This is a genomic window from Ectobacillus sp. OTK, assembly GCF_059698935.1.
Genome location: NZ_AP048547.1, coordinates 1,893,551 through 1,920,061, shown reverse-complemented (window position 1 = coordinate 1,920,061; position 26,511 = coordinate 1,893,551). Strand labels below are relative to the sequence as shown.

Annotated in this window: 25 protein-coding genes and 2 pseudogenes; 9 read left to right on the top strand and 18 right to left on the bottom strand. The window is 42.6% G+C overall.

Annotation, left to right across the window (positions count from 1 at the left end; translation table 11 throughout):
• Window positions 1-22: 22 nt before the first annotated feature.
• Both AC6HZ4_RS09365 and AC6HZ4_RS09360 read right to left on the bottom strand, forming a co-directional pair.
• Window positions 23-751 (bottom strand): ThuA domain-containing protein, encoded by a 729-nt coding sequence (locus AC6HZ4_RS09365; protein WP_497494713.1) that lies wholly within the window; start codon window positions 749-751, stop codon window positions 23-25.
• A 146-nt stretch (window positions 752-897) separates the two neighbouring features.
• Complete coding sequence (locus tag AC6HZ4_RS09360; protein WP_497494712.1) at window positions 898-1,917, bottom strand: LacI family DNA-binding transcriptional regulator; 1,020 nt, start codon at window positions 1,915-1,917, stop codon at window positions 898-900.
• A 255-nt stretch (window positions 1,918-2,172) separates the two neighbouring features.
• On the opposite strand from AC6HZ4_RS09360, the gene AC6HZ4_RS09355 reads away from it, so the two are divergent.
• On the top strand, window positions 2,173-2,568 hold the full coding sequence (locus AC6HZ4_RS09355; RefSeq protein WP_497494710.1) for a DUF350 domain-containing protein: 396 nt from the start codon (window positions 2,173-2,175) through the stop codon (window positions 2,566-2,568).
• 176 nt (window positions 2,569-2,744) lie between these two features.
• Here AC6HZ4_RS09355 and AC6HZ4_RS09350 read toward each other — a convergent pair whose 3' ends face one another.
• From AC6HZ4_RS09350 to AC6HZ4_RS09335, 4 genes are all read right to left on the bottom strand, one after another.
• Window positions 2,745-3,146, bottom strand: a complete 402-nt coding sequence (locus AC6HZ4_RS09350) for a DUF5360 family protein (RefSeq protein WP_497494709.1) — start codon at window positions 3,144-3,146, stop codon at window positions 2,745-2,747.
• A gap of 40 nt (window positions 3,147-3,186) precedes the next feature.
• Window positions 3,187-3,558, bottom strand: a complete 372-nt coding sequence (locus AC6HZ4_RS09345; protein WP_497494707.1) for a DMT family transporter — start codon at window positions 3,556-3,558, stop codon at window positions 3,187-3,189.
• A 3-nt stretch (window positions 3,559-3,561) separates the two neighbouring features.
• The gene (locus tag AC6HZ4_RS09340; protein ID WP_497494706.1) at window positions 3,562-4,125 is read right to left on the bottom strand and encodes a TetR/AcrR family transcriptional regulator; all 564 of its coding nucleotides are present in this window, start codon (window positions 4,123-4,125) and stop codon (window positions 3,562-3,564) included.
• 150 nt (window positions 4,126-4,275) lie between these two features.
• The gene (locus AC6HZ4_RS09335) at window positions 4,276-5,460 is read right to left on the bottom strand and encodes an amidohydrolase (RefSeq protein ID WP_497494705.1); all 1,185 of its coding nucleotides are present in this window, start codon (window positions 5,458-5,460) and stop codon (window positions 4,276-4,278) included.
• Window positions 5,461-5,849: 389 nt separating this feature from the next.
• On the opposite strand from AC6HZ4_RS09335, the gene AC6HZ4_RS09330 reads away from it, so the two are divergent.
• The 6 genes from AC6HZ4_RS09330 (at window position 5,850) to AC6HZ4_RS09305 (ending at window position 11,209) form a co-directional block, all read left to right on the top strand.
• Entirely contained in the window at window positions 5,850-5,996 is a 147-nt protein-coding gene (locus AC6HZ4_RS09330) for a teichoic acid D-Ala incorporation-associated protein DltX (RefSeq protein ID WP_497494703.1), read from the top strand.
• A 12-nt stretch (window positions 5,997-6,008) separates the two neighbouring features.
• Window positions 6,009-7,523: a D-alanine--poly(phosphoribitol) ligase subunit DltA gene (dltA, locus tag AC6HZ4_RS09325; protein ID WP_497494702.1), complete on the top strand. Its 1,515-nt coding sequence runs from the start codon at window positions 6,009-6,011 to the stop codon at window positions 7,521-7,523.
• Window positions 7,520-8,668: a D-alanyl-lipoteichoic acid biosynthesis protein DltB gene (dltB, locus tag AC6HZ4_RS09320; RefSeq protein ID WP_497494701.1), complete on the top strand. Its 1,149-nt coding sequence runs from the start codon at window positions 7,520-7,522 to the stop codon at window positions 8,666-8,668. Before dltA ends, dltB begins: the two co-directional genes overlap by 4 nt.
• 63 nt (window positions 8,669-8,731) lie before the next feature.
• A complete protein-coding gene (dltC, locus tag AC6HZ4_RS09315; RefSeq protein ID WP_497494700.1) occupies window positions 8,732-8,971 on the top strand; it encodes a D-alanine--poly(phosphoribitol) ligase subunit DltC in 240 nt (79 codons plus the stop codon).
• Entirely contained in the window at window positions 8,968-10,146 is a 1,179-nt protein-coding gene (gene dltD / locus AC6HZ4_RS09310; RefSeq protein WP_497494699.1) for a D-alanyl-lipoteichoic acid biosynthesis protein DltD, read from the top strand. The genes dltC and dltD overlap by 4 nt, the downstream gene beginning before the upstream one ends.
• Window positions 10,147-10,333: 187 nt before the next feature.
• Entirely contained in the window at window positions 10,334-11,209 is an 876-nt protein-coding gene (locus AC6HZ4_RS09305; protein WP_497495657.1) for a S66 peptidase family protein, read from the top strand.
• A gap of 229 nt (window positions 11,210-11,438) precedes the next feature.
• Here AC6HZ4_RS09305 and AC6HZ4_RS09300 read toward each other — a convergent pair whose 3' ends face one another.
• Entirely contained in the window at window positions 11,439-11,636 is a 198-nt protein-coding gene (locus AC6HZ4_RS09300; RefSeq protein WP_497494697.1) for a hypothetical protein, read from the bottom strand.
• Between the two features lie 216 nt (window positions 11,637-11,852).
• Here AC6HZ4_RS09300 and AC6HZ4_RS09295 point away from each other — a divergent pair, with 216 nt between their 5' ends.
• Window positions 11,853-12,035 carry a DUF3913 family protein gene (locus AC6HZ4_RS09295; RefSeq protein WP_497494696.1) on the top strand — a complete coding sequence of 61 codons (183 nt, stop codon included), beginning with the start codon at window positions 11,853-11,855 and terminating at the stop codon, window positions 12,033-12,035.
• A 41-nt stretch (window positions 12,036-12,076) separates the two neighbouring features.
• On the opposite strand, the gene AC6HZ4_RS09290 is transcribed toward AC6HZ4_RS09295, so the two are convergent.
• From AC6HZ4_RS09290 to nirB, 4 genes are all read right to left on the bottom strand, one after another.
• Window positions 12,077-13,717 (bottom strand): M20/M25/M40 family metallo-hydrolase, encoded by a 1,641-nt coding sequence (locus AC6HZ4_RS09290; protein WP_497494695.1) that lies wholly within the window; start codon window positions 13,715-13,717, stop codon window positions 12,077-12,079.
• A gap of 210 nt (window positions 13,718-13,927) precedes the next feature.
• A complete protein-coding gene (gene cobA, locus AC6HZ4_RS09285) occupies window positions 13,928-15,373 on the bottom strand; it encodes a uroporphyrinogen-III C-methyltransferase (RefSeq protein ID WP_497494694.1) in 1,446 nt (481 codons plus the stop codon).
• Window positions 15,374-15,383: 10 nt separating this feature from the next.
• Complete coding sequence (gene nirD / locus AC6HZ4_RS09280; RefSeq protein ID WP_497494693.1) at window positions 15,384-15,704, bottom strand: nitrite reductase small subunit NirD; 321 nt, start codon at window positions 15,702-15,704, stop codon at window positions 15,384-15,386.
• 71 nt (window positions 15,705-15,775) lie between these two features.
• Entirely contained in the window at window positions 15,776-18,175 is a 2,400-nt protein-coding gene (gene nirB, locus AC6HZ4_RS09275) for a nitrite reductase large subunit NirB (protein WP_497494692.1), read from the bottom strand.
• A 282-nt stretch (window positions 18,176-18,457) separates the two neighbouring features.
• Here nirB and AC6HZ4_RS09270 point away from each other — a divergent pair, with 282 nt between their 5' ends.
• Window positions 18,458-19,225: a class I SAM-dependent methyltransferase gene (locus AC6HZ4_RS09270; RefSeq protein WP_497494691.1), complete on the top strand. Its 768-nt coding sequence runs from the start codon at window positions 18,458-18,460 to the stop codon at window positions 19,223-19,225.
• Window positions 19,226-19,269: 44 nt separating this feature from the next.
• On the opposite strand, the gene AC6HZ4_RS09265 is transcribed toward AC6HZ4_RS09270, so the two are convergent.
• From AC6HZ4_RS09265 to nrdI, 7 genes and pseudogenes are all read right to left on the bottom strand, one after another.
• Window positions 19,270-20,592, bottom strand: a complete 1,323-nt coding sequence (locus AC6HZ4_RS09265) for an alkaline phosphatase (protein WP_497494690.1) — start codon at window positions 20,590-20,592, stop codon at window positions 19,270-19,272.
• 375 nt (window positions 20,593-20,967) lie between these two features.
• Complete coding sequence (locus AC6HZ4_RS09260) at window positions 20,968-21,585, bottom strand: class I SAM-dependent methyltransferase (RefSeq protein ID WP_497495656.1); 618 nt, start codon at window positions 21,583-21,585, stop codon at window positions 20,968-20,970.
• Window positions 21,586-21,683: 98 nt separating this feature from the next.
• A pseudogene (locus AC6HZ4_RS09255) lies at window positions 21,684-22,079 on the bottom strand (ribonucleotide-diphosphate reductase subunit beta); the annotation flags it as partial.
• Window positions 22,080-22,214: 135 nt separating this feature from the next.
• Entirely contained in the window at window positions 22,215-23,105 is an 891-nt protein-coding gene (locus AC6HZ4_RS09250; protein ID WP_497494688.1) for a GIY-YIG nuclease family protein, read from the bottom strand.
• Between the two features lie 68 nt (window positions 23,106-23,173).
• Window positions 23,174-23,752: pseudogene (locus tag AC6HZ4_RS09245) on the bottom strand (ribonucleotide-diphosphate reductase subunit beta); the annotation flags it as partial.
• A 28-nt stretch (window positions 23,753-23,780) separates the two neighbouring features.
• A complete protein-coding gene (gene nrdE, locus AC6HZ4_RS09240; RefSeq protein ID WP_497494687.1) occupies window positions 23,781-25,865 on the bottom strand; it encodes a class 1b ribonucleoside-diphosphate reductase subunit alpha in 2,085 nt (694 codons plus the stop codon).
• Window positions 25,852-26,211 carry a class Ib ribonucleoside-diphosphate reductase assembly flavoprotein NrdI gene (nrdI, locus tag AC6HZ4_RS09235; RefSeq protein ID WP_497494686.1) on the bottom strand — a complete coding sequence of 120 codons (360 nt, stop codon included), beginning with the start codon at window positions 26,209-26,211 and terminating at the stop codon, window positions 25,852-25,854. The genes nrdE and nrdI overlap by 14 nt, the downstream gene beginning before the upstream one ends.
• Window positions 26,212-26,511 lie beyond the last annotated feature (300 nt).

The following is a 26,511-nucleotide window of genomic DNA, read 5'->3' as shown; positions in this document are numbered from 1 at the left end:
GTTCCCCCTTAAAATATATGAATTAATTTGTTTTCTCTGTAATCGTTTCTAATGGCTTTGCATTGCCGTATACTGGACGGTTCCGCCTTACCGGCTGCGCCCATTCTACCGCATTGATGATGACACGTTGAATTTCTTTGTTATGGTATGTTGGGTATGTTTCGTGTCCCGGTCTAAAGTAAAATACCTTACCGTTGCCGCGCTTGTACGTGCAGCCGCTTCGGAACACTTCTCCGCCCTCAAACCAGCTCATGAAAACAAGCTCATCTGGAACAGGAATATCGAAATGCTCGCCGTACATTTCTTCTTTTTCAAGCTGAATGTACTCACCAATGCCGTTTGCAATCGGATGGCTCGGGTCTACTACCCAAAGACGCTCTCTGTCATCCGCTTCACGCCATTTTAAATCGCAGCTCGTACCCATAAGAGTTTTAAAGATTTTCGAGAAGTGTCCGGAATGAAGTACAATAAGTCCCATGCCGTCTAGAACACGCTGCTGTACTTTTTGTACAACCTCATCCGAAACCTCTCCATGGGCAAGATGTCCCCACCAAATTAAGACGTCTGTAGCCTGCAGCACTTCATCCGTTAAACCGTGCTCCGGCTCATCAAGAACCGCTGTGCGCGCTTGAAATCCAGCTTCCTCTAAAAATCCGGCAATAGCTCCATGAATACCATCTGGATATATTTCTTGGACAACAGGATTTTTCTTCTCATGACGATTTTCATTCCATACTGTAACTCTTACCAATGTAAACACCTAGCCTTTTAAAAGTTTATAATAAGTTAACCGGTTAACCGGGCAAATAAAAAATAGCTGCTGCTTCCTTTTTACGATAGATCATGAACCTATTTTCTATAACCGGCCTTCTCTGCCCGTGCGCAGAGAAGATTCAGTTATAAAAAACGAGTCGAGTCTCTCACGACCAGTTCAACAGGCAGCGTTACTGTTTGCGGCCGGGACTGCTTCGATTCGACCGCATCAATTAAAGTCTGCGCCGCAACTGCCCCTTTATTAAATACATCCTGCCTAACTGTAGTTAAGCTCGGAGATGCATATTGACTAATAATCAGATCGTCAAATCCGACAATGGAATAATCACCAGGTACTTCTTTATTTTGCTCATGAATCGCTTTCATCATTCCAAGAGCCAAAATATCTGAGGTGGCAAAAGCAGCTGTCGCTCCGGACTGCATCAAACGCATCCCGGTGTTATAGCCGCTCTCAAACGATCCATCGCCGCTTAGAAAAATGCATTCTGGGCTTACAGAAAGATGATGTTTTTTGAGAGCGTTCTCAAATCCAAGAAAACGACGTCTGTCAATTGGATTATTTATACCAGGTGCAACAAAAGCAATCCGGCTATGGCCCCTTTCAGCAAGGTGATGCGCTGCTATGTAGCCGCCCAGCTCATCGTCCATTCGAATATTATGGTACAATCTTGAATATTCCTCATAAGCATCTACAAGCACAATTTTCGTATGAAGCGTTTTCATTTCTTCGTATAGCTTCTCCGGAAACGATCCTAAAAAAAGGAGACCGTCCAAATTCCGCTTCGTTACCCAATTTCGGCACTCGTTCGGATTGCTTGCACCGGAAATGACAAAATCATAGCCATTTTTACGCGAAACATATTCAACTCCGCTAATGAGTTCGCTGTAATACTGGTTACCAGCAAAAATAGGAGCAAGCGTATCCTCTACAAGCGGAATAAGAATACCGAACATATTCGACTTATTCTTAGATAAGCTTACAGCCGTGAAGTTCGGCTGATATTGCAAATCTTGAATGGCCTGCAGCACTCGTTGCTTTGTTTCCTCAGAAACCTTATTGATACCGTTAATTACATAAGAAACTGTTGCGACCGACACGCCGGCATATTTCGCAACGTCGCGAATTGTAGTTTTTTGAGTCATAACCCCTCCGGTTAATCGGTTAACTTATTTCAAATTGATTATATACTATTCCCATAATCTGTACAAGCCTATTTATACAATCTTTTCTATTCTGCAGATTTTATTTTCTTAAAACACATGAGTATGTGCAGCGGCAACAAATATAGCACAAGCATATATAAATGTAAGTTTTTTAGATTTATCCATTTTTATGAAAAAATTGCACAGATTCCTATATAATAAGCATAGTGCTATATAAAGGAAAGAGGTGTCTCTATGAATTTGTTTGTCAATTTTCTTATGTATGCGGGAGCAGGATTGGTTTTGTTGCTTATTGGGCTGCTTTTGTTTGAGGTTACTACAAAAACAAAGGAGTTTCATTTAATTGGAAAAGGAAATCAAGCAGCTGCAATGTCTATTGGCGGAAAACTGCTCGGACTTTCTTTTGTTCTCGGATCAGCGATTTCCAACTCCGTTTCCATTACAGATATGCTTCTTTGGGGATGCATCGGCATTGTAGCTCAAATTGTATGCTTCTACTTAGCCGAGCTTGTAACCATTCGTTTTAGCATTCAGCAGGCAGTAGAAGAGGATAACCGAGCCGTCGGCATAATGCTGCTGCTTTTATCTTTATCCGTCGGCTGGCTGCTGGCGCAATGTTTAACATATTAAATCTCCTCCATCTATTGCAATCAGGCTTGAGGCATTCCAAACCAAAATCCCTTCCGACAAAATGAGGATGATATATGCCAAGAAAAAGGAAAGCACCCCTTATAAGGGCTTCCAGTCGACAGAACATCCGAAAGCGGGCGTACCTCATTCATATCGCTGTTTTTTGCAGTAATGGACTATGAAAGTACTCGTGGCCTGGCATGTAAGAACGATTTTATAAAAAACAATGGATAAAGCAAAAGATAAAGATTAGGAATCCACCAGACTAGATCAAAATCAAGTTTTATTGTCCAAAATACGATAGCTTGAAGTCCGGAACAAAAGGTTAAGGTGAGAGATAGTAATGCTAACTGTCTCCACCTATTGTTTTGAATTTTATTAAAATAGATTGTTAAGATGCCCGTTATAGAGATTAGAATATCGAGGGGGAAAAATGACCAATTCCAAGTGACTAGTAACTGATCTCGATAGTTTTGATATAAGTATTCCTTTGGGATCCATTCAAAAAAGGTTATCGTCCAGTAAAAAATAAAACCTATATCCGTGACTAAAAAAAGTACCTTCAGGCTTCTGCTCAAACTAAGGTCCCCCTTGTATATTTTTATAAAAGCTATATGGTTACAATTGTTCTTTTTGCTCCTCATTTTTTAGCATTGGCTGTTGATGTTGTGATTGTTGCTCCCCAAGTTGGAGTCCTATGACACCTAGTACTATAAGGACAATGGAAATCATTTTAAGAAATGTGATCTGCTCTGAGAAATAAAAAACGCCAATAATGACAATTAAGGCTGTTCCAACACCAGACCAAATAGCATAAGCGATTCCAACTCCCAGGCCCTTTAAAGCGAAGTTCAAGAGAGATAAGCTCAATACATAAAACACAAAGACAAGTATAGAAGGGACAATTTTGCTAAATCCATTAGACAATTTCATGGATGTCGTTCCAGCAACTTCAGCCAGAATCGCCAAGATTAATAACATCCAATGCATGCTTCAACATTCCTCCTCATTAAGGATGCCATGGACAAGAATGTTCACCATCTCTTGCAGTGTATTTGAAAGAGTCATTTCTCCCCTATTTTTGGATGATTCCTCCATTAGCCGATAAAGTCCCCCAATGTATAAATCAATAAAGACTTTAGTGTTAAAGGATAGAAATATTCCGTTAGAGACCCCCTCGTCAATAAGAAGCAAAACTCCTTCCCATTGTTCATTAATGAATTGATCAAGCCTCTTCCACTCTTCTGGATAATAACGTTGAATCTCTTCTAAGAGGTGGAATTGAGCAAATTGAAACTCAGTTGGCAGCAGAACAAGGCATTTTTCAAGTTTTTCCTGTATGGTTAACATTTTATCAGAAAGAATGTCCTTCTCCTGTCTTTGTAAATCCTCAATTGCTCTGTTTAGCAGCTCTTCGATGAGTTTGTCTTTTGATGGATAGTGCTCATAAAAGGTTTTGCTGCTGATCCCTAGCTGTCGGGTTAAATCACCTATAGTAAAGCGCATCCCTTTTCTTTGTATTTCTTTTTGTGCCCATTCTAAGATACGTTCTTTCAAAAAATCACCCCAATAGGAAAATATAAAAAATAAAATATTTTCCTTATTTTCCGAAAGTGTAACACAATAATTAAGAAATTTAAACCATTTTCATTACATTTATTTCTAAATGGAATCCAATTTTAATCCAACAAAAAAAAGCCCGACCCCCTAAGCAGTCGGACTTCCTCCTTTTTGCAGCAGCATAGCCGTCTGAAGAAACATTTTTACTCCTATACTAAGCGCGTCTTCATCTATATCAAATTTAGGATGGTGATGCGGATACGCTGTCCCCTTTTCTTTATTTCCTGAACCTACTTTAAAAAAGCAGCCCGGCGCCTTTTGCAAAAATGCGGAAAAGTCTTCTCCTCCCATAGAAGGAGAAAGGGTAACAACCGCTTCTTTTCCGAACAACTCAATCGCGCTTTGCTCGGCAACTTTCGTTACATATTCCTCGTTTACAACTGGCCGGTAACCATATCGATAATGGTAGGAATAAGAAGCTCCATGTGCCGCTGTAAGACCTCTCACAATTTGCTCGATTTTCAACTCCGCTTCCCGGCGCAGTTCCTCACGGAAACAGCGCACTGTTCCCATTAGAGAAGCCGTATCAGGAATAATATTATCGGCTGTTCCTGCATGAAATTGTGTCACAGACAGTACACGCTGGTCAAAGGCCCCTGTGCCTCGTGATACAATATGCTGCAAATTTGTAATAATTTGCGCTCCAATGGCAAGGGGATCGATTGTTTCTTCAGGGCGTGCAGCGTGTCCTCCCTTCCCTTGGATTTCAATCGTAAAAACGTCTGGGGCAGCCGCCATCGGGCCATAAGCAATGCCGATGTTTCCAGTTTCCAGCCCTGACATTAGATGCAGTCCAATTACGTAATCCACTCCATCCATCACACCCGCCTGCACCATCTCCTCCGCTCCGCCTGGATACTGCTCCTCCGCATGTTGAAAGAAGAAACGGATTTCCCCGCATAATTCCGCAATATGCTGTGATACGATATATGCTGTTTCCAGTAAAATGGCTGTATGTCCATCGTGTCCGCATGCGTGCATCACTCCCGGGACAGACGATGCGTAATCCGCGCCGGTTTCCTCCTGAATGGGCAGCGCATCCATATCAGCTCGAATGCCAATTGTAACGCCAGGCTTTGATCCAATGGCTCTAGCCATTACGCTGTTGCCGGTCGGCCTTGTAACCGTGAGTGTTTGAAACGAGCGAAGTGTATCATATATAAATTGTGCGGTATGCTCCTCCTGAAACGAAAGCTCTGGATGTTGATGTAAATAGCGGCGCCAGCCAATAAGCCTCTCTTTCACAATTTCGGATATCCACGGATGTATCATAGCTTTACTCCTTTCCATGATTCACTAAGCAAAAATATATCATTGCTGAACATCAGCTCATAGGTCAGTAAAAAGAAGCTGTTACGCTTTTTTATGCTGGATTTACAAAAATATACCTGTTCCTCTATTCCTCTTTCCAATCTTACCTTTTTTCGCCGTACGCTGTATATATTCAAAAATGTGATATACAATTTTGTTGAATTCCCTTGTATAATTACTCATAGCAGGTGAAAAGTTCTTGTGAAAAGAATGGATTCCCTTTTCTTTCTTTTAATGCTACTATACAAACGAAGAGTGTTCCGTTCACAACTTTTTCACCCATTTGGGTGGAATTTTTATTTTTTAAATTGGTAAACGTACCAAAAGCGATAATATTAAGGGGGACAAGTATGAATGCAATAAAGGAATTGTGGTCCCAGCCAACGGCGCAGTGGGTGCTTAGAACACTATACTACCTCGCGATCCTCATTGCCCTTTTATGGCTGTATGGATTTACGGATACAAATACGAGCACGTTTATTTACAATGAATTTTAGGGTGGGAAAAGAATGAATGTATTAGAGCAAATTGAGAAGTGGAGTATCGAAGCACCTGATCGACTCGCATTTGTCTGGAGAGACGAGCAGCTAACTTTCGGGCAATTAAAGCAATATTCTGATGCGCTCGCAGCGTGGATTATGAGAGAATACGAACAAGATGCATCACCAATTATGGTATATGGTCATATGCAGCCGGAAATGGTTGCATGTTTCTTGGCATGCGTAAAAGCAGGACATGCTTATATACCCATTGACGCATCTATTCCAGCAGAACGCGTGCTTCGCATTGCAGAAAATTCTGGAGCTAAGCTGCTGCTTTCCCCAACAACAGTTGCAGTGGAGAACCTGCCAGTTCGCGTCGTGGAAAGAAATTGGTTATACGATGTGTTTGAAACATATAAAGACGAAACGCCTTCTCCAGCAAACGCAGTGAAGGGAGAAGATAATTTTTACATTATTTATACATCTGGAAGTACAGGGAATCCAAAGGGCGTACAAATTACGTCAAGCTGCCTTGAAAGCTTTGTAGCGTGGATGCTGGAGGACTTCGGCTTGCAGACAGGACAAGTATTCCTGAATCAAGCGCCATTCTCCTTCGACTTATCTGTCATGGACCTCTATCCATCGCTCGTCACAGGCGGAACCTTGTGGGCAATCGACAAAGATATGATCGCAAAACCGAAGGACTTATTCGCTTCTTTATCAAAATCTGGTATTGAGGTATGGACTTCAACGCCGTCATTTGCAGAAATGTGTTTAATGGAGCCGTCCTTCTCAGAGGACATGCTTCCCAATGTGCGAACATTCTTATTCTGCGGCGAAGTGCTGTCAAACAATGCGGCACGCCAATTGATGGAACGCTTCCCAAAAGCGGCCGTTATGAATACATATGGTCCGACTGAGGCAACGGTCGCGATTACAGGTATTCACGTCGATCACAACGTGCTGGAGCAATATAAGTCCCTTCCGGTCGGCTATTGTAAGTCTGATTGCCGCATTCTCATTCAGAAGGAAGATGGTGAACTTGCTGCAGACGGTGAGAAGGGCGAAATCGTGATCGTCGGTCCAAGCGTAAGCACAGGCTATTTAGGAAGTCCGGAGCTAACGGAAAAAGCATTTACGATAATTGATGGCGAACGCGCGTACAAAACAGGAGATGCAGGCTACTTGCAAGATGGTCTATTGTTTTATAACGGTCGTTTAGATTTTCAAATTAAGCTGCACGGCTACCGTATGGAGCTCGAGGAAATTGAGCATCATTTACGTTCAAGCCAATATGTGCAAAACGCTGTTATTTTGCCGATTAAAAAAGGCGAGAAATATGACTATCTGCTGGCTGTGATTGTTCCGGCTGAGCATTCGTTTGAAAAAGAATTTCACTTAACATCCGCTATTCGAAAAGAGCTAAGCGCCGTATTGCCAAGCTATATGATTCCAAGAAAGTTTATGTATCAGGATTCGATCCCGATGACAGCAAATGGAAAGGTTGATCGAAAAAAATTACTGAGTGAGGTTACAGAATGACGCCTTACGCAACATTTTACTTTTTTATCATCGTGGCGATTTTGCTTGCACCGACGATCATTGCGGGGCTAAAAGGCAAAGCGCTGCATACGTATAACTCGTTCGTAACTGTCGTAATCTTGGCGATTGTGTTTGGGAACAAGCCGGTGCAGGCAGGTACCTTAGTCTTATTTACAATTTGGCAAGCAGCACTTGTAAAGGGTTATCTGATGCTTAGAAAGCGAGATAACAAGGCTAGTACATTTTACGCGGCGGTACTATTGTCTATTCTGCCCCTCGTTCTTGTGAAGGTGATTCCGTTCGTGCAGCCGATGAGTACAGTAGGGTTTCTTGGCATTTCCTACTTAACATTTAAAGCTGTGCAAATGACAATGGAAATTCGGGATGGACAAATCAAAGAAATTACGGTGCTGAACTTTCTCAGATTTTTGTTATTTTTTCCGACGATTACGTCCGGGCCTATTGATCGGTATCGCCGATTCCAAAAGGATATAGAAAAGCCGCCGACGGCTGAGCAGTACAAAGGTATGCTTTTCATGGGAATCAACCGTATTTTTCAAGGCTTTTTATATAAGTTCATTATCGGTTTTCTCATTCATACGTACATTTTGCAGTCAGCTCTTGTGAAGCATGATACGTTTTCCTCTATCCTGCTTTATATGTATGCCTACAGCCTGTATTTATTTTTTGATTTTGCGGGCTACAGCGCCTTCGCGGTCGGCGTGAGCTACATGATGGGAATCAAAACACCGGAAAACTTTAACAAACCGTTTCTCAGCCGGAATATTAAGGATTTCTGGAATCGCTGGCATATGAGTCTATCCTTTTGGTTCCGTGATTACGTGTACATGCGCTTCGTATTTTTTATGACAAAAAAGAAGCTTTTAAAAAATCGCTACACAATTTCCAACATCGGTTTTTTCTTAAACTTCTTCATCATGGGAATTTGGCATGGCTTGCATGTGAATTACATCATTTACGGATTGTACCATGCGCTTCTTTTTATACTGTTTGACATATTTGAACGAAAAAACAAACAGCATAAATTTTGGCCAAATAATACGCTTACGCATGTGCTGGCTGTTATTATTACGTTCCACCTTGTTTGCTTCGGCTTTTTAATCTTCTCTGGCCGTATTATATAGCCTTGCTTTTTGCCAGAGATGGGGTAATATAATGTATGAAATCATAGAAGAGGAGAACGAAACATGGCTGATTTGAGAGAGCAAGTATTAGATATTTTAGAAGAGGTATGTCAAAATGACATCGTAAAAGAAAATCCGGATGTACAGCTATTTGAAGAAGGAATTTTAGACTCGTTCGGTACAGTATCCTTATTAGTTGAAATCCAAGAACGTCTTGGAATGGAAGTCTCTATTTCTGATTTTGACCGTGATGAATGGGCAACACCGAATATGATTATCAATAAATTGGCGGAGATGCGATGAAGCAACCAAGCTTTGGTCCAATCTTCCTGGCATTCGCTCTTTTTTGCGCAATGCTCTTCATACCCGTACAATGGCTATACCCGCTTATAAGCGATAAAAAGGTTGAAGATGCAGCTGCCTCCTTAAGTACAAATGTATTTCAAGGACTGGCTTTGCAAAAGCAAATGCTGGAGGATGACAAATATTTACCAATATATGGTTCATCTGAGCTGTCCCGCTTGGATGTGTACCATCCGTATAATTATTTTAAAGTAAATCCAGAGGGCTTCACGCCATTTCTAATTGGCCGCGGCGGTACACAGAGCCTCGTGCATTTTCTAAGCTTTGCTGCACTGGGTGATGACTTGAAAAACCGTGAGCTTGTATTCATTTTATCGCCACAATGGTTTACAAAAGAGGGATTAGATGAGGTGCATTTTGCACCTAACTACTCTCCCTTACAGGCGTATGAGCTTGTCTTTAATGACAAGCTTTCAGCTGCACTGAAGAAGAAGGCAGCAAAACGCCTTCTTACATTTGATATTGTAAAAAATGACAAGCTGTTAACAATGATGCTGGAAGGCATTGTATATCAAGATACAAAGCATGCATGGAAAGCAGCAGCTGCTAAGCCATTCGGCTATGTATATCGTAATATTCTAGAACGTAAAGATATTGTTATGTCTCTATTCGCAGTACATTCACGCAGTCCTAAGATAGATCGGAATTTGAAATCATTACCTCTTAACGAGCTAAATAAACATGCAGAGCGAACAGGAGCGGCAGAATCAAAAACAAATCCATATTGGATTGAAGACCGCTACTATCGTAAACATATTGCACATAAGATTGGTAAACTCAAAGGCTATAGGGCAACTGAATCTTATACTGACTCCCCGGAATATGACGATTTACAATTGATTCTGGACTTGCTGAAGCAAGAAAAAACAAAAGCCTTATTTATCTCCATTCCAGTTAACGGCCCTTGGTATGACTTTGCTGGATTTCCAAAGGAACGTCGCCAAGCATATTATGAAAAGGTACGTACTGTGATTGAAAAATCCGGCTTCCCTGTCGCTGATTTATCAAGTCACGAATATAATCCATTCTTTCTAAAGGATACCCTTCATATCGGCTGGAAGGGCTGGGTGTATGTAGACGAGGCATTAGCGGAGTTTCATCGTAAGCAGCAATAACAAGAACGTTTGGCATAAGCCAAGCGTTCTTGTTTATATCCAACTCTCCTTCATTATTTTTCCCGTAAAAAATATACAATGCTTGAATAGAGTGAAGTAAAAGAAAGTTTTTTCTCATTTACAACAGAGCTTTTAAGGGGGGAGTTTTTTGAGAAAGCCGTCAGCTTTACAACGTGGTGATACTGTAATGATTATTGCCCCTGCCAGCCCGGCCGATGAGAGCTCAATAAACCGCATGGCGATAAAACTTGAGAAGCTTGGTCTTTCGGTTCGAATTGGAAAAAGCGTACAAAAAAAACGCGGTTATTTAGCCGGCACTGATTCTATGAGGCTTCAAGATGTACATGAGGCATTTTGTGATCCACAGGTCAAGGCTGTATTTTCAGCCCGGGGCGGCTATGGGAGTGCACGTTTTCTCCCGTCCTTAGATTTTTCGATTATCCAGCAAAACCCGAAAATCTTTTGGGGATATAGCGATATTACAGCGCTCCATACAGCCTTTATTCAACGTGCACAGCTTGTCACGTTTCATGGACCAATGATGGAGGAGGGAGGGCGAGATGAAGCGGAAGATGTGTTTCCCTCTCTGCATCAGCTTTTTTCACCCGCTGTTATACGTCTTCACGCAACAGATACAAGTACGTACCCCTCATTTTCTTACTCGTTGACAGCACCTATCATCGGCGGAAACGTAACAGTTTTGACAAGCCTGCTTGGTACACCATATGAAGTTGATACGACCGGGAAGATTCTTTTATTGGAGGATGTTGGAGAAGAACCGTACCGTCTCGACCGGATGTTCAACCAGCTTCGGCTCGCAGGGAAGTTCGAACGATGCGCTGGTATAGTTATTTCAGATTTTCATAATTGCACGCCAAACACACGCGCCAGCTCGCTTACAATTGCTGAGATTATACATGATCATATCGTGCCGTATAATATCCCCATTTTAAGCGGCTTTCCAATCGGACACTGCAAACCGAATGAAGGAATTCCGCTTGGGGTACAGGTCACAATGGACGGCATACGGGAAACCATTTCATTTGAGCCCGGCGTACAATAACTTTGTTTTAAAACATAAGAAAAACGGTTATGGGAGCTAGACAGTGTCTCCAAAAAATTTATACTTTCTTATCTTGTAAAACAAAGGCATCGAATGAACCGATGCCTTTGTTTTATGTATACCTCTCAAAAAGAGTCTCAGATATAAGCTCTTTTACTTCATTCCGCGCAAACGTTTTATCCAGCCCTGTTCCAATTAGGCTAAAGCTTTTCCTTGTCTAGTATTACTCTTACTTGGTAATGAGTTCCAATGTAAGTAAAAGAATGAGCGCAGGAGCGATAATGAATGACACGTACACGAAATGCTTTAGCCAAGCCCAAAAGGGACATTGTCCGAGCTTTTCCTCAATCTTCTTTTCCCATTCTGCAACCTTTTTATATAAAAGCTTTAGCTCATCCCATATGTCACACTCGATCTGTACTGTCATTGAGCTCTCCTTTCTGCCTTGCACCTTTCCTAATACTATCATAATACAAGCTCAAATGTTTTGATATCAGAAAAGAAAGATTTCTGGAATTTGCAGGTATATTATATTTTTCCAGTAAAAGCATAAAAGAAAAAATATTTAGAATATACACAACCTAGAATAAATATGTTATATTATGAATAAAAATGTAACAAGGTTTTCGAAAGGAGAACACATATGAAAATTTGGTTTTATGAAAAGGACGAAAAAGAGGCGGATTTGCTTGGCATTTGGGATAATGTACCCGTTGTTCCACGCATTGGCGAAAAAGTGGAAATTGTCAATCAAGTTCGGACTGTTGCCGATATTAAATATGTAAAAAAGGGCGGAAACTTTAAAGTAGAAGTCATTATTAACTAACCAAACAAAAAAGAGACTAATGCAGTCTCTTTTTTGTTTGGTTATTCTTTTGGCTGCAGGAGCTTGTCGATTGCACGGTGCATAAGCTGAGGAAGCAGTCCCTCCGCATAGGCAACATTCAGCCGTTCTGTCCATTTGTGCGCATCCTTGCCGACTGGCCCGATGTTGAGCACAGGAACCTGCAGCTGCTGCAAATCGTCAAGCGGCAGCGCATAAACTCGCTCCCATAGCGGCATGTTCCTGGTAAGTGCATCTATGGAAGCACTCGGCGGCTGCGATCCGATGTAGCTTAAATCGCATAAGCCAGTAAAATATTCAAGCTGCTGCAAGTCTAGGTTATGCTTCTCTAAGGCATAACCAATCAAATCCTGTGTAACATCTTGAACCGCCCTACTGTGCCGCGAGCTGACGGCTGGATAGTATGGAGGCGCAAAAAACAATACAATCATCGGTCCTTTTTCCTTGCATAATGATGTGATTTCATCTACAAATCGAATGACAATATCGCGTTCATCCTCCTCTGCTTGTCTCGTTTGAAGCACGCTGCTTTCAATACGTTCAATCGCTTTAATGCCGTGGTGCTCTTTAGCGTATGTAAGCAATTCTTGAAATGTTAGTACCTCTATATGGATATCATAGGGAACGGACTGCTGCAGCGCTGCAAATCTTGCCGCTTGCGTTTTATATGCCTGTTCAATATTAGCTGCAGCCGCTTTGGCTGCTTGCAGCAGCAAACCTATAACCTCTTCAAGCGGCCTTTCCATTAAAAATAAATTAAAAAGTGCAGATGCTTTATGCGGCGTTTGCACGGAGTAGCCTTGTTTTAAATCATATTGCTGCAGGCTTGTCGGCGGCTGCGTTACTTCCTCCCCTGAGCGTTCGCAAAAGTCTACATTTAGCTCCAGCTCGCACGTTACATGCGATACCATCAAGTTAGCATTCAATCCTGCCAGCGGCTCTCCGACATGGGACTCTTTTCCGCAGCAAAAAAAGCCCGGCAGTACCTTTCCTAACGATCCAGTATAGATATATTTCGCGTTGTCTCCTGGATAACGCGCAAACATCGGCTCGGCATTGATGCATGCCGTGTATGATAAGTCATGCTCCTTTGCTAATTGAAGCAAAACAGGTACAGCTGAGATCATTCCTGCAGAGTTTACCTCTTCATCGCAAACCGAGAGCATGAGCACATTGCCGTCAAAGGCTCCTTGCGCCGCACGCTCTAGCATCATCATTTGAACAGCTGTTCCGCACTTCATATCCATCGTGCCTCTTCCAAACAGCCATTCACCACTCTCCATGTCCCTTACCACATCGGGCGGAAGCAGATGTTTATTTTCATAAAATTGCTTTGTGAGCTCATCCGGTTGAAAAGCAAGATGCTTCCATCTGCCATAATCATCAATATTCACTACATCAAAATGATTCAGTAAAATAACAGTCTGCCTCGCTCCCTCTTTTTTGACAAGAGCTGTGACAACAAGGCGGTTGTCCGCCGTCGGGTGAAGCTGTACATCGTCTGGATGCTGCTTGAAATAAGGCAGCATGCGCAGCTCGTCCGCAATATAATGCGCGACCTGTACCTCCTGATCTGATCCCGTAATACTCCCGTAGTGAACAAGCTCCTTTACGAGGCTCCAAAAGCCCTCCCTGGACTGCCATTTCTCTTTTGTATGCTGCATATAAATCCCCTCCAGTTAAAATAAAAAGTATCTCTATATGTATTTTCAAGCCGTATAAACATGTAGTTACTCTAGTTGTATTATACAAGGGTTTCCAGTTTTGTATAAAGGAATTGAGTTCATGGTGTAAAATTATGCGTACGATAGAACGATGAGGTTAATATGCAAGAAGGAGGTATGCAAAAAAAGCCTAGCTTGCGCAGGCTTTTTCTACAATTTTCTTCCATTCTTCCATTCCCGTGATGAGAGCATATGCTGCAGGTGCTCGTCTATGTTTGTAAAGCCATATGTACGAGCAGCCCTCCCTGTGCTTTCCCCTAAGTACGCATAGCGCAATGCCAGTACATCCTCACTGGCGCCAAAACGGCTCATTTCTTCCATAAAGGCTGCTATAGCCGCTTTGTTTGGAAATAATACTGTATCCCATGGAAACTCAGCCCACAGCCGCTCTGTGACTTCCTGAAAGCGCACATCCAGCTCAACCTCATGCGTATATACCCCCCTGCCGCTGCCATACGCTTCAAGCAGGACTTCGCGCTCTGCGTCAGACAGGACACGCCCAATATAGACGGTATCATATGATGACTTTATTGCTTCCTGCGCTTGAATTCCAAATCGAGAGAGCTCTGTTCTCGATTTTTCTGACACACCTTCTATACGGCGCGGCAGGTCACGTACATCATATCCAGTTCGCATCACAGCTTCCATAAACAGCTCTGCGCTTTCATTTGCGGTAAAAACAAGACGCTCCGCCTGAAATGCTGCTTTTAGATCCTCTTTTGAGATCGGCAATACTTCTTTCTTAAAATGCGGAATTTCCCAAACCTCTGCCCCGTTTTCCGCTAAATACTCAGCAATATCGCTTGGCTGTGCAGATGATTTTGCAAGGAGAACGCGCTTTTTGTAATAGGGCTTTCTCTCGAACCAAGAAAGCTGCTCTCTAAGCTGCACAGCTTCTCCGATAATGGTCATTGCAGGATTGGAGATTTCACTTTCCTGCACCTCTTGCACGATCGTTTGCAGTGTACCCGTCGCTGTCTTTTGCCTTCCGGTCGTTCCCCATTCAATCACTGCAACAGGCGTGCTTTCCTCCCTCCCATTTGCAATGAGCTGCTTGCAAATAAACGGCAGGTTTTGAATTCCCATATAAAATGCGCATGTTTTACTTTTGGAGAGCGCTGCAAAATCGAGCTCAAGCTCGCCCTTAGAATGCCCTGTTGCAATTGTGAAAGTATTGCTATAATCGCGGTGTGTCACGGGAATGCCTGCATACGCAGCTGCCGCGATGCTTGACGTAACACCCGGAACGATTTCATAGGAAATGCCCGCTGCTGCCAACTCAGCTGCTTCTTCCCCGACACGTCCAAACACAGAAGGGTCGCCGCCTTTTAGGCGAACGACCGTTTTTCCTTCCTGCGCATACTGCACGAGCGCCTGATTAATGTGCTCCTGCCTCATAATATGCCGTTTGGGCAATTTACCGCAATATACAAATTCACAATTGCTGCTCGCGTGCTCCAGCAGGCGCGGGCTGACAAGGCGGTCATATAAAATAACATCCGCTTTTTGAAGACATTCCTTCCCCTTTTCTGTTATAAGCTTCGCATCTCCGGGTCCCGCCCCTACTAAATACACCTTTCCAACAGCTCTTGTCATGTTAGTCTCCTCACACTGTAATATATACGTACCCATCTTTTACTTCTGTTTCATATGTTTGTACGCAGCCTTCATCCGGCTTTTGCACCTCTCCGGTAACGAGGGAGATTTTCCAGTTATGAAGTGCACAAAACACGTATTCTCCTGATACAATACCTTCTGCTAATGGCCCATTTTTATGAGGACATGCATTGCTCACTGCCCTTACATCTCCGTTACTTAAGCGAAATAGCGCAATCGATTGGCCCTCTACGTTTATCTCTTGGCCGATTTGCATCGGCAAATTCTCAAGCTTCATTACCTTTACTTTTTTTTGCATCGCTGTGGCCATATTCTTCCTCTCCTTCTCCATTAGCGGAGAGGACATCCTCCCCGCTCTTTTATCAATAGGCTTCTCGTTACTTATACACGTTTTACTTCGTACATTGCCCGTAAATCAGGGTTTTGCAGCACTTTCTCCCATGGCTCGCGGTATCTTGTCATCGCTGTTTCAAAGCGTTCATTCAATTCATTTACCTTTGCTTCATCCATCATCATTTCCTTGACATGATCAAAGCCCACACGCTCTAACCAAGGAGCTGTACGTTCTAAATAGATGCCTGTTTCCCGGTAATATTGAACGAATGCCGCAGCTAAGCGAAGCACTTCCTCATCTGTTTTCACTGTACATAACAGCTGCGCTTCCTTCACCTCTGTCCCGCCGTTGCCGCCGATATAAATTTGGAAGCCATTTTCAACGCCGATTACACCAAAGTCTTTTACGCCAGACTCAACGCAGCTGCGCGGACAAGCAGATACGCCCATTTTTACTTTATGCGGTGTATCAATGCGCTCAAATTTCTTCTCAAGCGCAATGCCAAGTGCCATCGAGTCCTGGGTGCCGAATCGGCAGAATGCTGCGCCAACGCAAGTTTTAACTGTGCGAAGTGTTTTGCCGTACGCGTATCCGGACTTCATACCGAGATCCTTCCATACATGCGGCAAATCTTCCTTCTTAATGCCGTATAAGCCGATGCGCTGGCCGCCTGTTAATTTAATTAAAGGAACCTCATATTTCTCGGCCACTTCTACCAATTTTTTCAGTTGCTGTACATCTGTTACACCACCGTACATACGCGGGATAACAGAATACGTTCCATCCTTTTGAATATTTGCATGCATCCGCTCATTTACAAGACGGGATTGCTTTTCATCCTCATATTCCTCCGGCCAAAGTATACCTAGATAATAGTTTAACGCAGGGCGGCATTTTGCACATCCCTCTTCGTTCTTCCAGCCCAGTACATAACGCACTTCTTTTGCCGTTTTTAATCCCTTTGTCCGAATTTCTTCCATCAGCTCATCGCGGGATAATGCTGTACATTCGCAAATACCGGCGTGCTCCTCCTGCACTGCGCCGCCAAGCGTATGCTCTAGCACCTGTACAACGAGCGGCTTACATTTTCCGCATGATCCCCCTGCTTTTGTGCATGCTTTTACTTCTTCAAAGGTTTTTAAATCCTGTTCCAAAATAGCGTGGACAATCGCGCCTTTTGTTACACCATTACAGCCGCAAATCGTTTCCTCAGGCCCCATGGAAGCGACAAGGTTTTCCTCACTCTCTTCTCCTTTATGAAGAATAGAAGCATGTGTATACTCGCTAATATCCGCTCCCTGCTTCATTAAACGGAACAAACGAGTGCTGTCGGATACATCACCGTATAAAACGATTCCCACAATTTTATTGTCGCGAACGAGAATCTTTTTGTATGTGCCTGCTACGCCATCGTGCGCTGTCACAGCCTTTGTTTCTGTATCTTCATTAATTTGTCCGGCAGAGAACAAATCGCAGCCTGAAACCTTTAATTGTGTGGACAACACGCTTCCTGTATAGCCTTCTGCTGCAAGACCGCATATATATTCCGCAAGCACCGCGCCTTGCTCGTACAGAGGCGCTACAAGGCCGTACACATTTCCATTATGCTCCGCGCATTCCCCTACTGCATACACAGAGGGATCAGAGGTTTGCATAAAGTCATTCACAACGATGCCTCGGTTTACATCTAATCCTGCTTCTCTTGCAAGCTGTACATTTGGACGGATGCCAACCGCCATGACAACTAAATTGCATGTTGTTTCAAAGCCGTCTTTAAAGCGAATCCCTTCTACGCGGTGCTCACCAATAATTTCAGTTGTTTGCTTTTCCATCAAAAACTTCATGCCTTGCGCTTCTAGATCCTTTTTCAGCAGGGCTCCCGCCGGCGCATCGAGCTGCTGCTCCATCAAATGCGGCATAAGGTGAACAACCTCTACCTCCATTCCCATGTTCAGCAGTCCGCGCGCCGCTTCCAGCCCAAGCAAGCCTCCGCCGATGACTACCGCTTTTTTGTACTCCTTCGCAGTTTCCATCATCATATTGCAGTCATCAATTGTCCGAAAGCCCGTTACACCTGGAAGCTCGTGTCCCGGTACAGGTAAAATGAATGCGGAGGATCCTGTTGCGATGAGAAGCTTGTCATACTCGACAGTGCGATCATTCTCTGTACATACACGTTTGGCTTCCTTATCAATATGGATCACTTTCTCGTTTGTATATAAAGTAATATTATTTTCTTCATACCAGCTCCAGTCATTCATCACTATTTCATCTTGTGTTGTTTTGCCCTGCAGCACATTGGATAAAGCAATACGGTTATAGTTAGGATATGGCTCATCACCAAATACCGTAATTTCAAATTTCTCCGGATTTCGTTTTAAAATTTCTTCGATACAGCGGATACCGGCCATTCCGTTGCCGATCATAACGAGACGTTGTTTACTCATTTTGAAATCCTTCTTCCTTTGTGAATTTTTGAACATTCATCTTGGGTACATTGTAGCAAAGAGGATTGTAAAAGAGTATAAATCAGAGGGAGTTGTAGAAAAATCGCCAAAATCGCCTTTATTTTGGGCCGAATCTGTGATGGACATCACACTTTTCAGGCAATATTTTGTGAACGTTTATAAGGAAAGATAAGAATTTCTTATGATGTTTTCACACAAAAATGAAATTTCCTTATTAATCCTTTTGTAATATGATAGTAACAAAGGAAGGGGATGGTACGAATGGATAACAAACAGCAGGTACAGGAGCAGTTCGGCAAGTATGCGGCTCATTATGTAACAAGCGAAATCCATGCAAAAGGAAAAGATTTGGCAGCCCTTCTTGCGCTCTCTGAGGCAACGAAGGAAGATGCTGTTCTCGATATCGCCACAGGCGGCGGTCATGTCGCCAACGGCTTTGCTCCGCTTGCGGGCCAGGTTGTCGCATTCGATTTAACAGAAAACATGCTGCAGGAAGCTGAAGCGTTTATTCGCGGAAATGGGCATACAAACGTTACCTTTGTGCAAGGCGATGCCGAGCAGCTGCCGTTTCCCGATGCTTCCTTTTCCATTGTCGCCTGCCGCATTGCACCGCATCATTTTCCGGACATTGCTGCTTTTGCGGCTGAGAGCTATCGTGTGTTACGGGAAAATGGGATGTTTCTTCTAATCGATAACATCGCTCCAGAGAAAGATGATCTGGATATCTTTTACAATACAGTGGAGAAAAAGCGTGATAACAGCCACTACCGCGCTTGGAAGAAATCTGAGTGGATTTCATTATTAGAGCGTTCAGGATTTACGGTGCAGCAGCTTGCAACTTTCTCAAAAACATTTCAGTTTGAGAAATGGTGCAGCCAAGCGGGGCTGCCGCAGCAGGAGAAAGAAGAACTGGAGCAGTATATGCTGCAGGGAGACGAACAGACGAGGAAGCATTTTCATATTGAGGTGCAGGATGGACATATTAGCAGCTTTCAAGGGCAGGCTGTCCTAGTGCAGTGCAGGAAATAACAACAAACGCGCAGCATGCTAGTCAGGCTGCGCGTTAAAAAGCTTCACCTAGTTTCTGGTTTAAAGGGAATTTCCATCGCTTGTGCCATGAATCGAGGAAGATCTGTGTTATTGTGTAAACCGTAAAACCGATTAGATGCTGGTCCAAATGCATATACCGGAATATCCACACCAGTATGTTTAAAAGTTGTCCATCCGACTAATGCACGTTCAGAAATCACCTCATTAATTGCTACATCAGTCTTTGGGGCAAATTTAATTTTTGCGGCTTCCTCATTTGTAAGGTCAATATTGGCATACTGTTTCACTACCGCCTTTAGATTGCTGCGGTCAGCCTTCAATTTGCCTGCCATAAAGCGGCCTGTTGCAGTTACATTGCGAAGTACTTCAATATTTGCAGCGTATTTGCCATAACCGCCAACAGACAAGCCGCCTGTATCATGGTCGCCAGCGACAACAACTAAAGTATCTTTATCCTTTCTCGCAAATTCCAATACCTTTGCCACTGCTGCTTCGAATGCTTCAGCATCCTTCATTGCCCAAGCTGCATCATGAACATGTCCTGCCCAATCAATTTTACTTCCTTCAATCATTAAGAAGAATCCATCCTTATCTTTCCTAAGAACTTGAATGGCTTTTTCGCTCATCTCAGCCAGGCTGGGCTGGCGGGTAGTATCCCGATCTAGCTCTGATGCTAAGCCTCCTTCAGCAAATAAACCGATTAGCTTGTCCGTGTTTCCTGCACCAGCCAGCTGCCCCCGATCACTGACGAATTGGTAACCTTTTTCTTGTGCCTCCTTTAAAAGCCGGTTAGGAAAATATCTTCTCCCGCCCCCTAGAATGACGTCTACTCCATTTTTCAGCAGCTGCGGTGCAATCGTTGCTTCATTTATACGTAAAGCAACATGCGAAGCAAAAGCAGCCGGAGTTGCATGTGTAATAGTGGCGGTAGCGACCAATCCGGATGCCTTTCCGTTTGCTTCAGCTGCTTCAAGAATTGTTTTCAGCTCCTTCCCTTCCGGTGAAGTGCTAATCATTCCGTTATTTGTTTTCACGCCAGTCGCCATTGCCGTAGCAGCAGCTGCTGAATCCGTTACTCCTGAGCTTGCGGAATACGTCCGATGCATACCGACCAGCATTGAATCCAAAAGAGATTCCTTACCTTTATACCAACGATAGCTTGTTGCATACGAGGCAGAAAAGCCGTCGGGAATCATAAATATAACGTTTTTCACCTTCCCGTTATCTTGATTGTTTTCTGCTTTCACAGATGCTGCTAGAGCACCAGCGCCAATCAAACCACTAACAGTAATAGACGATACGGCTGCAAAAGACACTATCTTCTTTTTAAAGCCTTTTTTGAACACTTATTTGCCCCCCTAAAGAATAATTTAATAAAGCTCCCGTAGGGATGTGAAAGAGAGATGGAAACATCGCACAAATTGAGCATGATAAATTCATCGCTGTAATATCATTTCCTCTATTAAGGGAAATTAATTTACGTATAAATGAAATATCCGCTTCTATCTTCTATAAAAAAATGAGCGTGTGATTTCTAAAGAGAAATCGCACGCTCATTTTTGCTGCTGCGTTTTGCATTCATTTTTCCTCTGCAGGCCCGCTTAACACAAGCACACTCCTGCAGGATTTCCTGCTGTAAATTCCGTCTACGGCATAGGTCATGCGGCTTATCATAGGCCTTCTATTTTCATTTCTAAATAGGTTCAAATGCTTTAGCAGCCCTATTCTTTGGCAAGCACTATTTGTCTGTACATCCCTTTTAACATCACTGGCCGATCCTCTTTTACTATCAAAGATTGCTTATACGGATCCAGCAGTTCCTCAAAACGTAATCCAATATCTGTACCTAACAAGGAGATAATCGGACGCAAAACCTTTTTGCCTGCTGACAACTCTTTATCTTTCGGAACAAATTTATCAAAAATAACAATTTGACCTTGTTTCTTTAAGACCCGCTCCATCTCTTTTAAGCATTGGTTAGAATCTGGTACGACTGATAGAATTAAGCTCGCTATCACGTAATCAAACGTACCATCGCCAAACTGCAAATGCTGCGCATCCATTTCCATAAATGTAATCGCTGAATCTCTAAATTTATACCTTGCTTGTTCGAGCATATCTTTTGAATAATCAATGGCTGTTATATGTAATGCTGAGGTGTCTATGAATTCTAAGTCAGCTCCTGTTCCTACACCTACAAACAAAACGCTGCTTCCCTTCTTAAAGGAAATCTCTTTAAATATCTGCCTTCGTGCTTCTAAAAACTTACCGGAATTAAAGATTTTATCGTAGATTGGAGCCCATAGCTTATAGATGATTTTGTTCCAATGGTTATTTATGAATAGCACCCCCTGCCACATCGAATCCACTTCTATATGGAAATTTATACCTTTTAAAGTGTAAATAAAAAAACAGAGGGAATCAAGCCCTCTGTTTTTTAAAAATCAAACACAAAATCATCATCTGTCAACTTCTCAACATTTGTTGCTTTTACGTAACCATTTCCTTTAACGGAGAAAAAGTCATGGTTTTTCGTATCAGTACGAAGTCCGTTCAAGACAATCGGATTAATTTCCTCATCCTCAAAATACGGATCCATACCAAGATTCATTAATGCCTTATTCGCATTATAACGAACGAATTTGTTTACTTCCTCTACAAGCCCGATTGGCGTATAAATTTCTTCTGTGTACGCTCGTTCGTTTTCATATAAATCAATCAGCAGCTGCAGCATTTCTGCTCTCGTCTCCTGCTGCTCGTCTTCGGACAGCTTTGCGTATAATTCCTGTGCCAGCAAGCCGACAAACACGCCGTGAATACTTTCATCCTTCATCTTCGCATGGACTCGCTACATCCATGCCGCTCTCGCAGCTTACTGTTACCAGTAAGAAGAGACCATATCACCTACCCTTCCAGGTAGCCTTCCATTTCGATTTAAGGGATTCTCACCCACCGCTTGGCCCTACTCCTATTGCGGAATTTCACCGCCTATGGGATGGTCGTTGAACGTTCCTTTATCTATATATCGTTCCCACCACTGTTTATACAGTTTGCGGTGACGAATGCGGCTGCCTGTGCCGCCCGATAACCCATGTTTTCTTTCAATGGCTGCATTTGATTCACCGTTTCTTATCATTTCCACAATATCAAGGAACATTTCTAGTGTAACTGCTCCTCTCTTTTTCAATTGTGATTCTGATTTGATAGGTGTGTAATCCTGTACTTTCTCCCAAAGATGTTGGAATCGCCTTTTATGTCGAATTAAAGATACATATCCTGCGTTGAGACTATATAATTCAGCAATTTCTGTATTTATTTTACCATTCTTCAGTAACTCTACGATTTCAAAAAATTGCTCGTTAGTCAGTTTAGCTTGTGGATTCTTTTCACCTAAGACATTTTGCCGCTTTTTTTCTAATTGTTCTTTGGTAAATCGGATCCCGCCTAATCCTTCCCCACCTATTGTCATGTTGTATCCATTCTTATAGGAATCATATTGCTCGATGTACAATTTTTCAAGATTGACTAACTCTTCCATCGAACATTGGAGTTCTTTTAGGATGCCGTACTCCAAAGTATCTTTATACTTGTTGTAAGCTCTTTGCAAATGCCTATTGTAGTGAGAATTACTTCTCAACATCCACATATGTTCTTTAATTCGTTTCATATTTATTACCTGAATATCTTTTCCGATATAGTACTTGCCATTGATTTTTAGATAATAAATTCCGTACATGTTATCGCTAGATAAAGGCTTCGCTGCTGATTGTCCTCTTCTAGCTACTCCCAATCTTATTACTAATAAATTAAGAGTAACTATTATGAATCTTCTCGTCAATGTTGTGATGAAAAGATTCATGATTAAGGAGTTCCCAGCAATTAGAAAGGTTTTCGATCGACATTACTGCCGAAAGCCGCTAAAAGTTAACGGATAATGAGATTGATAATTTCACCGCTTGCTGTCATTTTACCTTGACCAGCCAGGTAAAGCGGATAGAAGAACCCGCTGTAGAATAAATAGCTTTCCAAAAACACGCTCGCAACCATCGCCATATACAGCTCTTTATTTGTTACTTCCGGCTTCAAAAGACGGCGGTAGTAAGACGCAATCAGGCTTCCTTTTTTCTCAAGAAGCGGATGCTCGTCTACCCATTTGAAAATGCCATCAATTTCTTCCTCTGTCGCCAAAGTCGTAAAAATATGGCTGTATGACTTTGCATGTACTTCCTCCATCGCGCCCATAAACGCCAGCACGCTTTTTGCCTGCAGGTTGTTTACGTGCACGAGGATGAGCGGCATACCCTCGCCGCCCTGCTTCGTGTCAAGCAATGTCAAGCCTCCAAGCACTCGCTTGTAGGCAATTTGCTCTTCCTTGGAAAGCTGCACCCAGGTATTCTTATCGGAGGAAACCGCAATTTCCTCCTCCGTCCAAAACTGGGCGATATTTTGCTTCCAAAACATTAAGCTGTAATCATCTTCTTGCTTATTCCAGTTTACCGCGCGCACTATAAACCACTCCTTCTCTCTTTCAAAATTAGACTACGCACGCTACGCACTCTTCTACGCTTAGCTTTCGCGTTCTTGTATAATACAAGCTCTTTAAGCCCTTTTTATGTGCGTAAATATAATAACGCGCCAATTCGCGTGTAGAAATATCACTGTTCACGTATAGAATCGTGCTAATTCCTTGATCCACGTGCTGCTGAATTTCCGCGATTAAGTCAATGAGCTTAAATTGATCGATATCATAGGAGGATTTATAGTACCAAAACGTTTCTTTTGATAGGAACGGCATTGGGTAATATGTTGTTGCATTTGCGTACGTTCTAGACTCAATTTGGCTTACGATCGGCATTACGCTGGATGTTGCGTTTTGTACGTAGCTGATCGATTGCGTCGGAGCGATTGCGAGCCTATATGCATTGTATAATCCGTACATTTGCACTTGTTCTTTCAAGTTTCTCCAATCTTCCTGAGTCGGAACATGCATGCCTTCAAACAGCTTCTTTACCTTATCGAAGCGCGGCCTGAAGTCATTTGCTTCATATTTCTCGAAATATGTTCCCTTCGCATACTCGGACTTCTCGAAGTCTTTAAACGTCTCCCCGCGTTCCTTTGCGATCTCCATGCTTTTCTCGATGGAGTAATAGTTCAGCATCATAAAGAATGTGCGGGCAAAATCCTTCGCTTCTTCGCTTTCGTATGCGATTTTATTTTTTGCTAAGAAGCCGTGCAGGTTCATCGCACCTAGTCCAACAGAATGAAGCTCTTCGTTCGCTTTTTTCACTGTCGGGGCGTTTTGAATCACCGTCATATCAGAAACAGCTGTCAGCGCCTCCATGCCGGCATGCACTGCTTCGCGCATTTCTTTGTTTTCCATCACGTTTACGATGTTTAATGAGCCTAGGTTGCAGTTAATATCACGGCGGATGACATCACCTACGCCATAATCGTTAATCTCTGATGTTTCTTGTAACTGAAAGATTTCCGAACACAGATTCGACATTTTGATTGAACCAATATCCTTAAGCGGATGCTGCTCATTCGCATTTGATTTAAACATGATGTACGGATACCCAGACTCAAGCTGAATCATCGAAATTTTAATCAGCATGTCACGAGCGCTCAAATCAAGCTTCTTCTTCTTTATTTTCGGATTCGCAACAAGCTCATCGTACATTGAATCAATATCCATATCGTCTAAATGCTTTCCATACTCTTTAAACACTGTATATGGAGCGAATACGTATAATGGCTGATCTTTTTCTGCTAGTTCAAAAAACTTGCTTGGTACGATTAATCCGATGGAGAGGGATTGAATACGGGTTTTCTCATCTGCATTTATTTTCTTTGAATCGAGGAATTCAATAATATCCCAGTGGAAAATATTCAAATACACGGCACCGGCGCCTTTTCTTTGACCCAACTGATTCGCATAAGAGAAAGAATCCTCTAACAGCTTCATCACCGGCATCACGCCGCTTGCTGCATTTTCAATCCCTTTAATTTCTTCGCCCCTAGCACGAAGCTTACTTAAATTCAAGGCAACGCCCCCGCCAATTTTACTCAGCTGCATGGCGGTATTAATATTAAATCCAATTGAGTTTAAGCTATCATCCATTTCCAAAAGAAAACAGCTCACCATTTCCCCTCTTCTGCTTCGTCCCGCGTTCAAAAAGGTCGGTGTCGCTGGCTGGTAGTTTTGCTTAATCATTTGCTTTGCATATTTCTTCGCTTTTTCCCCGTCACCGCGGCCTAAGTACAGGCTGACAATTGCAACGCGGTCTTCATAGCCTTCTAAATATTGCTTGCCATCATTTGTTTTTAAGGCGTAATCTTTATAAAACTTTGATACCGCCATATAGGATCGGAATTGGAAGTTTTCTTCGTATGTAATAGCATACACTTCCTCAATCTCTTCTAGAGAATACTCGCGCAAAACATTGTAGTAGTAATCCTGCTCAATCATGTAGGCGATGCGCTCACGTACGCTGTTAAACCGTACCGTATTTTCCCGCGCCTCTTTCAAAAACTCTTGCAATGCTTCCTTATCCTTCTCTAATTGATAGAAGCCGTCCGCCATTTGTGTAATTTCGTTATTGAGCTCAATATGTCGCAAGCCCCAGCACCCTTTCTTTAAAAAATTCTATATCTTTATTTGTCCCTGCTAATTCAAACTTAGACAAAACCGGCACTCTATATGTTTTTGCAATGTGGTCTGCGCTGGCGCCAAAATTGTCTCCCCAGTTACGATTTCCGCTCGCTGATACACCCTTTAGACGATCGTGGTTGCGCTCCAGAAATCTTGCTACACGCTCCGGCACTTTCCCGAATCCTGTTGTATATGTGACAAGGACATACTCCTTATCCAGCAGTAATTCGTCATGAATTTGCACCGCAGGCATATTGAGCTTTTGAATAAACCTTTTTACATTTCCTGTCATCGAATCATATACAATCAGCATCTCTAATTCCTCCATTTCCCGAACATAACCAAATTCTTCATATTCTCTATCTGCCTACATATTGTATTATGTTTTTTAAACGGACACAAGATATATGCGCAGATTTATTTCAGGCAAAAGAATTTGTTTTTCGACAAAGAAAGAGCCGTTCCGAAAAGAAGTACAAACCATATAAAACAACATTATAAATAGCATGTCAATACAGTGCATTTGCAGAAACTTGTCAACGTATTTTCTAGTTCATTCTAAAGGTGAGACGTAGGAATGTAGAGAAAAAGAAGGAAATTTGCAGAAGACTTT